The organism is Sutcliffiella horikoshii, from assembly GCF_002157855.1.
Lineage (GTDB): Bacteria > Bacillota > Bacilli > Bacillales > Bacillaceae_I > Sutcliffiella_A > Sutcliffiella_A horikoshii_C.
Genome location: NZ_CP020880.1, coordinates 2,398,387 through 2,412,647, shown reverse-complemented (window position 1 = coordinate 2,412,647; position 14,261 = coordinate 2,398,387). Strand labels below are relative to the sequence as shown.

Genomic DNA, 14,261 nt, shown 5'->3' with positions numbered 1-14,261 from the left:
TCCGTTTTAGGCGCTTCGCTTGCCTGCGGGGCGGTCCGAGAGCCTCCTCACTTCGTTGGAGGCCACTGAAAAAGTTCTTAATTTTAGATATTGTTAAGACACCGCTTTTGATTTCCGCAAATGGCTTCGCTTTCCGCGGGGCGACCTTGAGCCTTCTCACTTCGTTGCGGGGTCTCAACAATGTCGCTTCTTCCCCCGCTGGAGTCTACGCCATTTGCTCCATTCAAAAGATAAAAATTGAATGTACAATTCGTACTTAATTAAGCAGAAGAATGTTTAAATTACAACTTTCTTCTGCTTTTTTGTTTTATAATATTTTTATAAAAAGTTTTAGGTGGTATCCAAATGATTTCTAATCAAGAGTCCTTTAACCTTAGCCCATTCTCAGCGATATATGATATCGTAGTCCCCAAAAATAATATGCTTCGTCAAATAAATGAACTAGTAGATTTCTCTTTTATTCTTGATGAACTAAAAACAAAATACTGTTTGGATAATGGTCGTAACGCTATCCCGCCTATTCGTATGTTCAAATACTTGTTGTTAAAATCTATTTATGATTTGTCAGATGTTGATGTTGTTGATCGATCCCAATACGATATGTCATTTAAGTATTTTCTCGAGATGGCTCCAGAAGATCGTGTCATTGATTCAAGTTCATTAACGAAATTTCGAAAGCTCCGTCTTAAAGACGTGGGATTATTAGATATGCTTATAGAGAAGACAGTTGAGATTGCATTAGAAAAAGGAATCATAAAAACCAATACCATAATAATAGATGCCACCCATTCAAAAGCTCGATACAATCAAAAGTCCGCGACTGAATTTCTACAAGAAAAATCAAAAAATGTGAGAAGAGCTATTTACCAGATAGACGAATCGTTAAAATCAAAGTTACCACAGAAGACGACATCTAATGATGTCGAAGAGGAATTAGCTTATTGCCGTAAAGTGATTGATACGGTAGATGAAATCCCGCAAGTTGCTTCTATACCAGCAGTTAGGGAGAAGTTAAATATACTGAAAGAAGTTGTGGAAGATTACACAGAACAAATAAGTTATTCCAATGATCCAGATGCTCGCAAGGGACATAAAACTGCTGACTCCTCTTTTTTCGGATTTAAAACTCATATCGCAATAAGTGAAGAACGTATTATTACAGCTGCAGTTATTACAACAGGTGAAAAAAGTGATGGGAAATACCTTCCTGAATTAATTGAGAAAACCGTAAAAGCTGGGATGGAAGTTGATACAGCCATTGGAGATACCGCTTACTCAGAAAAAAATAATATCTCCTACACAAAAGAGAATAATATAGCACTCATCTCTAAATTAAATCCTGTTATTCAAGGGACTCGTACAAAAGAGGATGAATTTGAGTTTAATAAGGATGCAGGCATGTATGTATGTAGGGCGGGACACCTGGCATTTAAGTTAAGACGACAAGGCAAGAAAAATGTGGCGAAAAACCGACGTGAAACCTATTACTTTGATATCGAAAAGTGTAAGGTCTGTCCTTTCAAAGAAGGTTGTTATACAGAAGGTGCAAAAAGTAGAACATACTCTATTACTATAAAATCAACAGAACATAAAGAGCAGGAGGAATTTCAAAATACCGAAGGTTTTAAAGAAAAGGCGAAATCCAGATATAAGATTGAAGCGAAAAACAGTGAACTAAAGCATAGACACGGGTATGATACAGCCTCCTCCGCGGGTCTATTAGGTATGGAGGTACAAGGTGCCACAGCGATATTCGCTGTCAACCTAAAGAGAATACTAAAACTAATAAATGAAAAATAGTAAAGTACAACGTTTATAGGGCAACTTTTTATCCTTTTCGGAGAAAAAGTTGCCCCTTTTTTTGTGAATCTCATTTCTGAATGTTTTTCATTCAAAAATAATTATAGTTTTTCAGTGGCCTCCTTCGTTGCGCGGGCGTCTACGCGCCTTCCACTACAATCAACGAGGTTACTCCATTGACCAAGGTTTTTAAAAAAACTCTAAATGAGTTAACGGAACACCATAAATTTTTTGTTCTAGTTATTTCTAGCTGTGGATTGGAGCAAATGGCAAAGACTCCAGCGGGATTAACAGTAGGTTGAGACCCCTGAAGCGTTGTGAGGAGGCTCAAGCACCGTCCCGCGGAAAGCGAAGCCATTTGCGGAAAAGAACAGCGGTGATACACAAATAACTAATTTCTTGGCTTTTGTCTTTAACTCCCTGTACTAGTAAATGCCCGAATTCCTTTGTTCCAGAACCAGTAGGCAATGACAAAGGAAAGCACAGCAATAGCGGGGGTGATGAGGGCCATTGCAACCATGGATTCTCTTTCGAAAAAGTAGGTTGCCGGGTAGTATGCCGTAAATCCATATGGAATGAGCCAAGTAATGATCAACGTGACAGCCTTTGGATAGATGGTCAAAGGGTATTTAGCAAACTCGCTTAACTGGAACACAGAAACGACAATAGGAAGACTGTCTACCATCCAAAATGAAAATGTTATGAAAAACAGATTAATGGCTACAAATAAGACTCCACTAGAAATAATGAAAACAAATAATAATAGCAGACTCTGAACAGTCCATTCAATCTCCAAATTGACACTCGCAATCGTTAGAACAATCCCACCAATAATTAATTGTCCAAACCCATCCTGCTGCACTCTTTCTGCTACAATTTGAAAAAGCGGGTTCACAGGTCTCAGCAGGAGTCTGTCAAAGTTACCCGATCTTATATACTGCCATCCAAGCGTCCATAAATTGTCGAAGAAAATATGATGGATGGAGCGACCTAAAAAGGCAATGGCATAGATGAAAAGAATTTCATAAAAAGTCCAGCCTTTTAGGACTTCTATGTGATCAAACACAATCTTCAAGAAAAAGAGTGCAGTGAATTGTTGGACCATGACCGAGAACAATCCGATGAAAAAGTCTGCTTTATACTCCATCATCACCTTTAAGTGATTGCTAAAATATTTTCCGTATAAGAATGTATATCGTTTACACTTTTTCCACATAGACTATCCTCCAAACACGGTTACTTTTTTTACTGCTTGAGTCCAAACAACTCGAACAACGACAAATAAGACGGCTAGCCAAAACAATTGGGTTGCAAAGGCAATCAAGGCATCAGGACCCATGTTTATTTGACCTGTGTAAATTGCTACAGGTACGAAGATCATGGACTGAAAAGGAAGGAAGCTGCTCACTTCCTGAAACCAACCCGGAAAAAGGGTTAGTGGTATGAGGGCTCCTGAAAAGAACTTAACGATAGCTTCACGTAATACTCTCACTCCCCACACATTGACTGTCCAAAAAGCTAACACGCCAATGATAAGGTCAATTTGTGTACCGATTAATATCCCAACAAGCATGCTAGCCAAAAACAAAATGGCAACTTCGAAGGAAACAGGAGCTTGTATTCCAATGAAAATGTTGGCAACAAGAAAAATAGGGATGGTCGTACGAACAAAGCTGTTTGCCTTAGAGCCGAGGTCCATAAATATTAACTTAGTCAGGTAATCATAAGGCTTTAATAACTCCAACGCAATATCGCCATTTTTAATATTTCTTGCCATCTCATTACCTGCACCTGATACATAGTTTTCTAGCATCATCGCGATTACTACATATGTAATCATCGATTCAAAGGAAATGGAGGAAATTTCTGTTCGGTTTTGGAAGACAGCCACCCAGAAAAAGTACATAATGACCAATCGGAGCAAAGTAGAGACAACATCCGCCCAGTACCAAGCGAGATAGGCTGTCTCAACTTTAATTTGAGACTTTAACAGCTCCAAGTACTTCCGCATGTTCTGGCCCCCGTTCGTAAATTTCCTGTACCACTTTCTCGATGCCAAGCTCTGTTATCGTAAAATCTTGAACAAGATAGTCTCTCATTATCTCTTTCATAATTTCGCTGCCAGAAATAACAGTATTGTTAAAATGGAGCAAAAAGTGATGTTCTTCCTCCGGTATTTCTAAATGAACAGAAGTTTTCAAGGTCGCTGGAAGGGTGAAACCGTCATTGGAATCAATTTCAAGCTTGATTGTCCGGTTAAATCTTGTCTGTTGCTTAAGAGATAGAAGGCTTCCATCATAAATGACACTACCTTTATCGATAATGATAATGCGGTGACAAAGCTCCTCAATATCCTGCATATCGTGGGTGGTTAAAATAACTGTGGTTTGATGTTCCTTGTTCATTTGTTTAATGAATTGACGAATCTTAATTTTTACAGAAGCATCCAAGCCAATGGTCGGTTCATCAAGATATACAACAGATGGGTTGTGTAAAAAGGCAGCTGCAAGCTCGCAACGCATTTTTTGGCCTAATGAAAGCTGTCTGACAGGAATCGGCAAAAGCGCTTCCAAATCTAATACTTCCTTAAATTTTGCAAGATTTCTTTCATACACATCCTGTGGAACTTCGTAAATATGTTTTAATAGTTCAAGAGATTCTTGGACGGGAATGTCCCAAAATAACTGTGTCCGTTGTCCGAATACAGCCCCGATATTTTTAGCATTTTTGGTTCTGTCTGAATAAGGGGTAATCCCATTTACTATTACAGACCCTTCGTCTGGTGTAAGAATCCCGCTTATCATTTTGATGGTGGTAGATTTACCGGCTCCATTGGACCCGATGTACCCTACAATCTCACCTTTTGGGATGGTGAAGCTAATATCGTTTACTGCGGTCTTATTTATATATTTTCTTTTAAATAAAGCTTTTACCGCACCAGATAATCCTGGATCTCTTTCGAACAACCGGTAATGCTTACTGATATTTTTCACTTCAATCATGTTGATTTCAACCTCCTGATCCTTTCCAAATGAAAGCACTAACAAGAGACTATTATAAACACTTTAAGGGGGATATGGAAGATATTTCTTTTATGTGATTTAGAAAAAATTCATATAAACACCGCTGTTGATTTCGGCAAATGGCTTCGCTTTCCTAGGGGAGTTGCTGGAGCCTCCTCGGCTATGCCTGCGGGGTCTCCACCTAACTCTATCTCCCTCAGGAGTCTAAGCCTATTGCTCCAATCAACAGCTAGGGTTCACTTTATTGGGGAAAATTCTCAACAAAAAAGAATGATCTGAATGTAGATCATTCTTTCTTGTTGAGTTGAAGGTCCAATTCTAATTCCATTAATCTAGCAATTTCTATTGAGTCATAGTGTGGTTGTTTTTTCAATTGTTGAACAACCCGTTCTTTTCTTTCTGTTGAATGATGTTGGTTCAATTTCCATTTACCTTGAAGGTTTTGCACTCTGATTCTCAATCCTACAATTCCACCTAACATACTTTCGACAGTTTCTAAGTTATCTTCCAATCTCCATGGGTTTTTCATCCCTTTTTCATAGAAATCTGTTGCTTCTTTCAAAATATGTAAGAGCGACTGATCGTCTTGGAGAATTTCTACTTTACCACTTGCATGTGCGCTTAAATAATTCCAGGTGGAAACAGTATTCTCTTCTTCATACCAGGAAGCAGAAATATAGGCATGAGGTCCGTTAAATACAACTAGTGCATCTTTTGAGTCCAGCGTTTTCCACTGAGGGTTTGCCTTTGCCATATGCGAAAGTAGTGTAATGCTGCCGTCTTCTTCAGCAGATAGGATGAAAGGTAAATGTGTAGCCGTTGGTAATAAGTCATGCTGAGAGAATAGTACTCCAAAGCTGTTTGCTCTGATAAATTGGACAATATCGGTTGTTTCTTCCTTTCTAAATTGCTTAGGTATATACATGTTGCAAGCTCCTTTACAGTTTCAATAGAATTACTCTTAATGAAAGTATATAGGATTTTCTGGGTATGTGGAGAAAAAATAAGAGAGCTGCCTAAATGACAGCTCCCGAGTGTTATAGTTCCGTCTTATCTTTTTGATCTTTATTACGCTTATTGCCTTTGCTGTTATCCCCGGCAACTTTTTCGCTTCCGGACGTAAAGCTGCTTGTAGGGCTGTTCTGATTTTGGCTGCCGCCTTTGTTATATTTTTTTGTCATGGTTATTGGCTCCTTCTGATCTTTTAGAATAACGGTAAGTTATCCAAGTTGTTTGTTGGATCCCCGTCGGCGTTTCCTCTTATATACATCTCGCCGTCCTTACCTTTAAACACATTTGCTCCAAGGACAGTGCCTTGATTTACATCGCTTATAGCTTCTTGATAGGAGAGAACTCTGCCGCTGGATGTTTTGAACCCTGTGATATCACCATCGCCATTTTTCTGAACTGCTACAAATGTTTCGCTCAAAGTAGATCCTCCTTTCTCTATACGATTGTAGCGTTTCCTTGTAGAATAAAATTATTCGGTTGCTGAGAAGTTAGACGCAATTTCAAATGGGGGGGGTTCGGTCATATGAAGAATTTCAATTGGAATGAAGAAACAGAGAAGGTTTGGAATGAGCGTGCAGATTTTTGGCATGAAAACAGTGAAAATATGTGGTTAAACGGTAGCAGGAAAACAATCATTCCTTTTATAAAAGAGAGGTTAACTCAGGAAGCTCATGTTTTGGATGCAGGGTGTGGAGATGGTTTTGGTTCCTTCTTGCTGGCTGAGAACGGCTACCGTGTCACAGGAGTGGATATTGCAGAAGCCATGATAGAAAGAGCTATGCAAAAAAGGGTACATACAAATATCAAGTTTCAAAAAGGGAGTTTGACGGAGCTGCCACTAGAGAACCGTTCCATGGATGCGGTGATGGCCATTAATTCTATTGAATGGGTAGAACAGCCTCTTCAAGTGTTAAATGAATTTCATAAAGTGTTAAAGCCAGGAGGAAAATTGTTTCTGGGGTTATTGGGGCCAACTGCCGGACCAAGGGCACATAGCTACCAAAGGCTGTATGGAAAAGAAGCAATCTGCAACACCATGATGCCCTGGGAGTTTGAACGGCTGGCTTTAGAAAATGGTTGGGAACTTTTGGACGGGATGCCCGTATATAAGGAGGAAGCTAAAAAACTTGATACCACTAATCTACCTCGCTTTTTAAAGCAAGCGTTAACGTTCATGTGGGTTTTTGAGTTTGAGAAAAAATAAAGGGGCGATTCGGTTATGTCTAAATACTCCATTCAGCAATTCATACAAAAAAGTAGGCAAGAGGATAAAGGGCAAGGACTATTTGAGTTAGAGACGGAAAGGATACTTGAGGTCAACCTTAACGGAGATATATGGGCCAAAATGGGTTCGATGATTTCTTATGAAGGTTCTATCAAGTTTCAACGTGAAGGAATGTTGGAACACGGCTTAGGGAAACTGATGAAAAAAGCCCTTACCGGGGAAGGTTCACAACTGATGAAGGCGTCAGGCAACGGGAAACTGTATATTGCTGATCAAGGTAAAAAAATTACAATCCTTGATCTCGAAGGTGACAGCATCTATATCAATGGTAACGATCTGCTTGCTTTTGAGAAAGGATTGGACTGGGATATCAAGCTTATGAGAAGAGTGGCAGGCATGATGGCAGGCGGACTTTTCAATGTAAGATTGGAAGGACAGGGTATGGTAGCGTTTACCTCACACTACGAGCCTCTTACTTTGATGGTACATCCAGGACAGCCTGTTTATACAGATCCAAACGCAACGGTAGCATGGTCAGGTAATCTCCAGCCGGAGTTTGTAACAGATGTGCAATTGAAAACTTTCCTTGGAAGAGGAAGTGGCGAATCCATCCAAATGAAATTCGCCGGAGACGGCTTTGTGGTAGTCCAACCGTTTGAAGAAGTGTATACAACAGGCGAATAGCACTCCTCCACATAAAAACCCTTTGCTTAATCACTCTAATGTAGTAAGCTAGATGTTTAACGAAATTATAATCTTAGTTGTTATTTATATAGGAGTGAAACAAATGAGTAGTAGTAAGAGCAAGGGCGGAGGAACTGGCCGCGGAACAGGCAAGAAGGGCTGGAGCCGCTGGCAAAAAGCAGCTAACAAAGCCAAAAGCAACAAACCTTACAAGAGTAAAGGTTCAAAATCAAAAGGAAATAGTGAATCGGAATAAAATAAATGAAAAGCTTAGAAGCGATAAATATCAGCTTCCAAGCTTTTTTTTCTGTGAACTAATAGTATGGGAAGAATTAATCCTCGATATTTTATCGCTCTCATTGAGAATATCGTTCATAATCACCTCTTGAGATGCTGGTAGATTCAGTTTTTCTATTGATGACTGGAGAGAGGACTGTTTCTGTTTGTCTTCAAGTAAAGATTCAATGCTAAGAAACAAATCATCTTGATTTTTAGCTATCAGGGCTGCTCCTTTTTGTGAGAAAAATAGTGCATTTTCCTTTTCCTGACCGGGAACAGGCTTATAAAGAATGAGAGGGGTTCCGGTGGCGGTAGCCTCAGTGAGGGTAATGCCTCCAGGTTTCGTAACCATAACATTTGCAAGCCTGTACAACTCATCAATTCTCTCTATATATCCGAAGCAATGGAACCTATCATCGTACCTATTATTTAAATGTGCCAACTCGTTTCTTAATGAAAAGTTCTTGCCACATACTACCGCCAATTGATGGTCGGTGGTTAGCAAAAGTGTTTCACAAATTTCCTTCATATTCTTCAGCACACCATGTGCTCCTGCAAAAAGGAGGATTAAGTCTTTCTCAGGGCTTATTTTATACTTTTCATAAAGAGCACTTTTATCATATGATTCAGAAAAGGCGGGACGGATGGGGATGCCGCTCACCATAACTTTGGATAAAGGGACCCCTCGTGAGTGAATCTTTGCTTTCAATTCATCGCTGGCAACATAATATTTATCAATATCGTCATGGAGCCAAAGACTGTGTAGGCAATAATCAGTAATGATATTAAAGGTGGGGATGACTATTCCTGTCCGACGACGGAACTCAGGTACGGCGTTAATGGGAAAGGTATTTATTAATATATCCGGTTGTTCTGCTTGGATTAGGGAAGTGAGTCGTTTAAATCCGTACTGGTAATACCAACGAAGCATCTTTTTATTTTGAATGATATCTGTTCCGTAATAAAAAAGCTTATAGAATTGCTTCCCATACGTAAAACTTTTTGTATATAGCTTTTCCGTAACTTCTGAGATGAACGGATGTGACTCTGCATAAAGATTGCATATTTTGACATTCGTTAGGCCACTGTTTACACATTCTTGATAGAGAGAATTAGCTACCTGTAGATGGCCGTTTCCATAAGAAGCAGTTAATATAATGACTTTTACCCCTTTTTTCCTCATCTTTAAGCCTCCTAACCATAATACCTACAAAAAAATTCTAGCAATCTTTTATTAGGGTGAAATTAAAGTTTTTCAAATTTTATGTAAATTTTTTTGGACAAAATTATAAGAGCAGAACCAATCCATAATTTTCAGGAATAGTGGTACAATAATAGCATTGCAAAAAAACAAAAAAGTCTATCATTTATCGGGGGAATGAAAAATGAAGCATACCAAGACAGCAGTGCAAAGCGATATTGAAATCGCCCAGCAGGCTTCTATGAAAAAGATTATGGACATTGCGAGTCTGCTTGATATTGAAGAAGATGAAATAGAGCTTTATGGTAAGTACAAAGCAAAGCTCTCCCTGGACATTACAAAGCGTTTACATAATAAACAAAATGGTAAGGTAATTTTAGTTACGGCCATAAATCCCACCCCGGCTGGAGAAGGAAAATCTACAGTAACAGTGGGACTTGGACAGGCACTTAACAAGCTAGGAAAGAAGACAATAATCGCAATGCGCGAACCTTCTCTTGGACCGACGATGGGAATGAAGGGGGGAGCAACTGGGGGAGGATACTCCCAGGTGTTACCGATGGAAGATATCAATCTTCACTTCACAGGGGATATTCATGCGATTACGACGGCAAATAATGCGCTAGCTGCGATGATTGATAACCACATACATCAAGGAAATGACCTGAAAATTGATACAAGAAGAATTACTTGGAAAAGGGTCCTTGATCTTAATGACCGTGCGCTGAGAAAAGTAGTCATCGGTATGGGAGGGCCAACACAAGGGGTTCCTAGAGAAGATGGCTTTGATATTACAGTTGCTTCTGAAATTATGGCCGTATTCTGTTTGGCTAAAGATGTGGCTGATTTAAAAGAAAGACTTGCTAGAATTGTCATCGGATACGACTTGGAAAAGAAGCCAGTGACGGTAAAAGATTTAAAAGTAGAAGGTGCCTTAACGTTACTTCTTAAAGACGCTTGCATGCCAAACCTTGTCCAAACGATGGAACATACGCCCGCCATCATTCATGGAGGTCCTTTTGCCAACGTAGCTCATGGATGTAACAGTGTAATTGCAACACAAATGGCAGCAAAACTTGGGGATTACGTAGTCACAGAAGCAGGGTTCGGAGCAGATCTTGGCGCGGAAAAATTCCTGCATATTAAAACGCCTGCACTTGGCTTCAATCCCGAGGCAGTAGTGATTGTAGCTACAATCCGTGCAATTAAGATGCATGGCGGCATGTCAAAAGATCAATTAAAAGAAGAGAATCTTGAAGCACTGAGTATAGGGATTGAGAATGTAAAAAAACATGTGGAAACGGTAGAAAAGTTCGGCCTGCCATATGTGATAGCCCTTAATGAATTTATTACAGATACTGCTGCTGAAATAGATTTTGTGAAAAACTGGTGTCAAAAAAATGATATTCCTATGGCTCTTACCCAAGTATGGGAACAGGGTGGAGATGGAGGGCTAGAGTTAGCGCAAACAGTCCTCGCACAAATGGAGACTAAAAAGCCTGCCTTTACCCCGCTCTATCTATCAGAGGATACACTTGAAAAAAAGCTTGAGGCAATTGTCACAAATGTATACGGCGGGACAGGTGTGGAGTTGTTGCCAGCGGCCCAAAAACAACTTCAGCAAATAGTTGGAGAAGGATGGGGTCACTTGCCGGTTTGTATGGCAAAAACTCAATACTCTCTAACTGATGACGCCAAAAAATTAGGAAGACCAGAGAACTTCACCGTTACTATTAGAGAGCTGAAGCCTTCTGTTGGGGCAGGTTTCATTGTTGCTTTAACAGGGAACATCATGACGATGCCTGGACTTCCGAAAGAACCGGCAGCATTGAAGATGGATGTTGATGAACAAGGTAAAGCGGTAGGTTTGTTCTAAGTGAATGAACACACAAATAATGGACAGAGCAAACACCTTGAGCCATAATGAAAAGAAAAATGAGGTGAATGCATTGACAACAATCTATGATTTTTCTGCACCAGATATTAAAGGAAATGAAGTACCACTCTCAGATTATAAGGATTATGTTCTTTTGATTGTTAATACAGCGAGCAAATGTGGTTTCACACCACAATTTGAAGAATTAGAAGAGCTGTATAAAGAATACAAGGACAAAAAGTTTATGGTACTGGGCTTTCCGTGTAACCAGTTTGGTAACCAAGAGCCTGGAAAAGAAGCAGACATAAACGAATTTTGTCAGTTGAATTATGGTGTCTCATTCCCAATGTTTTCTAAGGTGGATGTGAATGGGGACGATGCTCACCCGCTATTTGATTATTTAAAAGAAAATGCAAAGGGATTATTAGGATCAAAAGCAGTAAAATGGAATTTCACAAAATTCTTGGTAGACAGAGACGGAAATGTAGTGGAGCGCTTTGCATCGGCAACTTCTCCATCAAAAATGAAAAATGATATTGAAAAATTACTATAATAAATTCACTTCTATTTTTGCAGGATAAAGAATAAGTTTACAGTAAGAAAGCTACTATTAAAGCAAACCCTTTTCTACAAACAGAGAAGGGTTTTTCTTTATTGTTATAGAATAAATAATAATATCACTATTCAAAGAAAGGAGTAACCTATTGAAGATTATAGATGCCCATGTCCATTTTTCTAAAATAAATAGCTTTCAGCACACCGCGGATAACATATCCCGACTCTCCTATACATACGATGGACTTCTTAAGGAATGGAAAGAAAATAATGTGGTAGGAGCTGTGGCAATGGGGGTCACAGAGACAGAACCAAATGCATTCCCTGATTATAAAAGTAACACACCTATGGGATTAAACTTGGCAAACTCCATTCCTTCAACCATGGGTTATTGTCCCGGGATAAACCCCTATAAGTTGGAGGAGGAAAATTTACAAAGCTTAGAAAGGGAAATTCAGAAGCCAAATGTAGTAGGGATGAAAATATACCTGGGTTACTACCCCTTCTACGCATATGATAAAGTTTATTCCCCGGTATATCGATTGGCTGCCAAATATAATTTACCGGTTGTTTTCCACACAGGAGATACCTATTCAGAAAAAGGACTTTTAAAATATTCTCATCCTTTAACTTTAGACGAGGTAGCAGTGTTTAACAGGGATGTGACGTTTGTGATGGCACATTTCGGGGATCCATGGGTGTTGGATGGGGCTGAAGTCGTCTATAAAAATAAAAATATGTATGCCGATCTTTCCGGCTTAATAGTTGGAACAAATCAGGAAATTAACCGCCACAAGAAAACGAGATTTCTACAACATCTCTTACACGCACTAGATTATTGCGACCATTTTGAAAAGTTGATGTTCGGTACTGATTGGCCACTTATTTCTGTAGAAGCCTATATCTCTTTTATAAAGGAAATCATCCCAAAGGAGTACCATCAAGCGGTTTTCCATGACACTGCCCTAAAGGTATTCCCGCGGTTGCAAGAATTATTATCAGAATAGTAGAATAAAATAGGGAAAAGATAGAGGACAGGGGGAGTTATTAATGGAGAAAATAGCATGGGTTACAGATAGCACGGCTTATTTGGACGGGATGTTGACGAATCATCCCGATGTTTACAGCATTCCGATGGTGGTCTACTTTGAAGAAGAGGAATTTCTTGATGGTGTGACTCTATCTTTAGAGGACTTTTATACAAAACTTGAGGCGAGTAACACTCCACCCAAGACATCACAACCTTCTGTAGGTGCATTTGTTGAGTTGTACAATAAATTGGCAGAATCATACGACCGTATCATTTCCGTGCATTTATCCAGTCATCTGAGCGGAACCGTGTCATCTAGTACACAGGCAGGGGAGCTTGTGGATATTCCCGTTCATACCATAGATTCAAGAGTCATCTCCTTTCCATTATCTGCAATGGTAAAGAAGGGAATTGAGGCGCAAGAAACAGGGAAAACACATGAAGAGATTGTAGAGTATTTAAATGACTTAGCCACTAAATGTGATATATACGTTTTGATAGGCAGTTTAGAACAATTGCATCGAAGCGGCCGAATGTCAGGTGTTCAAAAACTATTAGGAAGCCTGCTTCAAATAAAACCGATCATCCAAATTAAAGATGGAAAATTAGATGTTGCGGAAAAAGTCCGCACACAGAAAAAAGCGCTGTCAAAAATAGTGGATTTTTTAGACGAAGCACATGGCAGATCAACTATCACAGAACTGTTTGTCCTTCATGGAACAAATACTGAGGAAGCGGATGCACTAGTGGACAACCTGAGAGGAAAATATCCTGATATTCCAATCAATCGTTTTCCGTTATCTACGGCCATCGCTGTACACGCTGGGGTTAATACAATCGGAATTTCCTGGTATAACGAATAAAAATCAGCGATATTGAAGGACATATTGAATTTGCTCATTATCAAGAGGGTAGGCTCCAATTAAGGCATATCCAATACTAAGGTACCTGGACAACGTTTCAGCGCAGCTGTTAGCAGTTGGTTCGAAGGGTGCGTGGTCACTTTTGAAAACAGCTACCACTTGATTGGTCATATAATTGCATTTAATTAGGACAATATGAGTGCCAAACCAGGCCGTTCCAATTTGAGAACCGTTCATAATCCGAGGATAATTCATTTCTTACTCCTTTCTAGCTAATGTGCAACGTCCGCAACCAGCGGGCGTAGCCGTTAGCTTTTTTGGTGTAATATACGTGATAATCCAGCTGATTTCCGTTCCAGGCGCTTCGCTTGCCTACGGGCGGTCCGTGAGCCTCCTCGGCCTTCGCCTGCGGCGTCTCACCTGTCCCTTCCTCCCGCGGCCGTCTACGCGCCTTCCACTGCAATCAACAAGATGGCTTCATTCAACGTAGTTTATCAAAAATGGAAAATCATCTAATCTTGATGTTTGGAAAAGAATTAACGTTTCTTAACCTAGCTGTGGATTGGAGCAAATGGCAAAGACTCCAGCGGGGGAGTAACGGTAGATTGAGACCCCTGAAGCGTTGTGAAGAGGCTCAAGCACCGTCCCGCGGAAAGCGAAGCCACTTGCGGAAATAAACAGCGGTGTATAACCAACAACTAAAAGTAATAAAGC

General features: G+C 39.8%; 16 protein-coding genes. 8 read left to right on the top strand and 8 right to left on the bottom strand.

All coding sequences use genetic code 11. From position 1 onward, the window contains the following. Positions 1 to 345: 345 nt before the first annotated feature. Complete coding sequence (locus B4U37_RS12370) at positions 346 to 1,800, top strand: IS1182 family transposase (RefSeq protein ID WP_088018488.1); 1,455 nt, start codon at positions 346 to 348, stop codon at positions 1,798 to 1,800. Positions 1,801 to 2,212: 412 nt separating this feature from the next. On the opposite strand, the gene B4U37_RS12365 is transcribed toward B4U37_RS12370, so the two are convergent. From B4U37_RS12365 to B4U37_RS12345, 6 genes are all read right to left on the bottom strand, one after another. Beyond that, positions 2,213 to 3,016, bottom strand: a complete 804-nt coding sequence (locus B4U37_RS12365) for an ABC transporter permease (protein ID WP_088018487.1) — start codon at positions 3,014 to 3,016, stop codon at positions 2,213 to 2,215. 3 nt (positions 3,017 to 3,019) lie between these two features. Beyond that, positions 3,020 to 3,811 carry an ABC transporter permease gene (locus B4U37_RS12360; RefSeq protein WP_088018486.1) on the bottom strand — a complete coding sequence of 264 codons (792 nt, stop codon included), beginning with the start codon at positions 3,809 to 3,811 and terminating at the stop codon, positions 3,020 to 3,022. Further along, positions 3,774 to 4,802 (bottom strand): ABC transporter ATP-binding protein, encoded by a 1,029-nt coding sequence (locus tag B4U37_RS12355; protein WP_088018485.1) that lies wholly within the window; start codon positions 4,800 to 4,802, stop codon positions 3,774 to 3,776. Before B4U37_RS12355 ends, B4U37_RS12360 begins: the two co-directional genes overlap by 38 nt. Positions 4,803 to 5,109: 307 nt before the next feature. Continuing rightward, on the bottom strand, positions 5,110 to 5,748 hold the full coding sequence (locus B4U37_RS12350; protein WP_088018484.1) for an FMN-binding negative transcriptional regulator: 639 nt from the start codon (positions 5,746 to 5,748) through the stop codon (positions 5,110 to 5,112). 112 nt (positions 5,749 to 5,860) lie between these two features. After that, positions 5,861 to 6,004: a hypothetical protein gene (locus B4U37_RS22225; RefSeq protein ID WP_187442330.1), complete on the bottom strand. Its 144-nt coding sequence runs from the start codon at positions 6,002 to 6,004 to the stop codon at positions 5,861 to 5,863. 23 nt (positions 6,005 to 6,027) lie between these two features. After that, positions 6,028 to 6,252 (bottom strand): DUF3892 domain-containing protein, encoded by a 225-nt coding sequence (locus tag B4U37_RS12345; RefSeq protein WP_088018483.1) that lies wholly within the window; start codon positions 6,250 to 6,252, stop codon positions 6,028 to 6,030. 105 nt (positions 6,253 to 6,357) lie between these two features. Between B4U37_RS12345 and B4U37_RS12340 the strand changes: the two genes are divergently transcribed. The 3 genes from B4U37_RS12340 to B4U37_RS12330 all read left to right on the top strand — a co-directional run bounded on the left by B4U37_RS12340 (position 6,358) and on the right by B4U37_RS12330 (position 7,999). Then, entirely contained in the window at positions 6,358 to 7,038 is a 681-nt protein-coding gene (locus B4U37_RS12340; RefSeq protein ID WP_088018482.1) for a class I SAM-dependent methyltransferase, read from the top strand. 15 nt (positions 7,039 to 7,053) lie between these two features. Continuing rightward, on the top strand, positions 7,054 to 7,743 hold the full coding sequence (locus B4U37_RS12335) for an AIM24 family protein (RefSeq protein ID WP_088018481.1): 690 nt from the start codon (positions 7,054 to 7,056) through the stop codon (positions 7,741 to 7,743). 103 nt (positions 7,744 to 7,846) lie between these two features. After that, a complete protein-coding gene (locus B4U37_RS12330; RefSeq protein ID WP_088018480.1) occupies positions 7,847 to 7,999 on the top strand; it encodes a DUF3934 family protein in 153 nt (50 codons plus the stop codon). Positions 8,000 to 8,029: 30 nt separating this feature from the next. Here B4U37_RS12330 and B4U37_RS12325 read toward each other — a convergent pair whose 3' ends face one another. Then, complete coding sequence (locus tag B4U37_RS12325; protein WP_088018479.1) at positions 8,030 to 9,205, bottom strand: diglucosyl diacylglycerol synthase; 1,176 nt, start codon at positions 9,203 to 9,205, stop codon at positions 8,030 to 8,032. A 202-nt stretch (positions 9,206 to 9,407) separates the two neighbouring features. On the opposite strand from B4U37_RS12325, the gene B4U37_RS12320 reads away from it, so the two are divergent. From B4U37_RS12320 to B4U37_RS12305, 4 genes are all read left to right on the top strand, one after another. Next, positions 9,408 to 11,099 (top strand): formate--tetrahydrofolate ligase, encoded by a 1,692-nt coding sequence (locus B4U37_RS12320; protein WP_088018478.1) that lies wholly within the window; start codon positions 9,408 to 9,410, stop codon positions 11,097 to 11,099. A 19-nt stretch (positions 11,100 to 11,118) separates the two neighbouring features. Continuing rightward, entirely contained in the window at positions 11,119 to 11,652 is a 534-nt protein-coding gene (locus tag B4U37_RS12315; protein ID WP_088020280.1) for a glutathione peroxidase, read from the top strand. A 151-nt stretch (positions 11,653 to 11,803) separates the two neighbouring features. After that, on the top strand, positions 11,804 to 12,661 hold the full coding sequence (locus B4U37_RS12310; protein ID WP_088018477.1) for an amidohydrolase family protein: 858 nt from the start codon (positions 11,804 to 11,806) through the stop codon (positions 12,659 to 12,661). 43 nt (positions 12,662 to 12,704) lie between these two features. Continuing rightward, a complete protein-coding gene (locus B4U37_RS12305; protein ID WP_088018476.1) occupies positions 12,705 to 13,547 on the top strand; it encodes a DegV family protein in 843 nt (280 codons plus the stop codon). Between the two features lie 3 nt (positions 13,548 to 13,550). Here the strand turns inward: B4U37_RS12305 and B4U37_RS12300 are convergent, their stop codons facing one another. Then, entirely contained in the window at positions 13,551 to 13,784 is a 234-nt protein-coding gene (locus B4U37_RS12300; RefSeq protein WP_245839971.1) for a hypothetical protein, read from the bottom strand. Positions 13,785 to 14,261 lie beyond the last annotated feature (477 nt).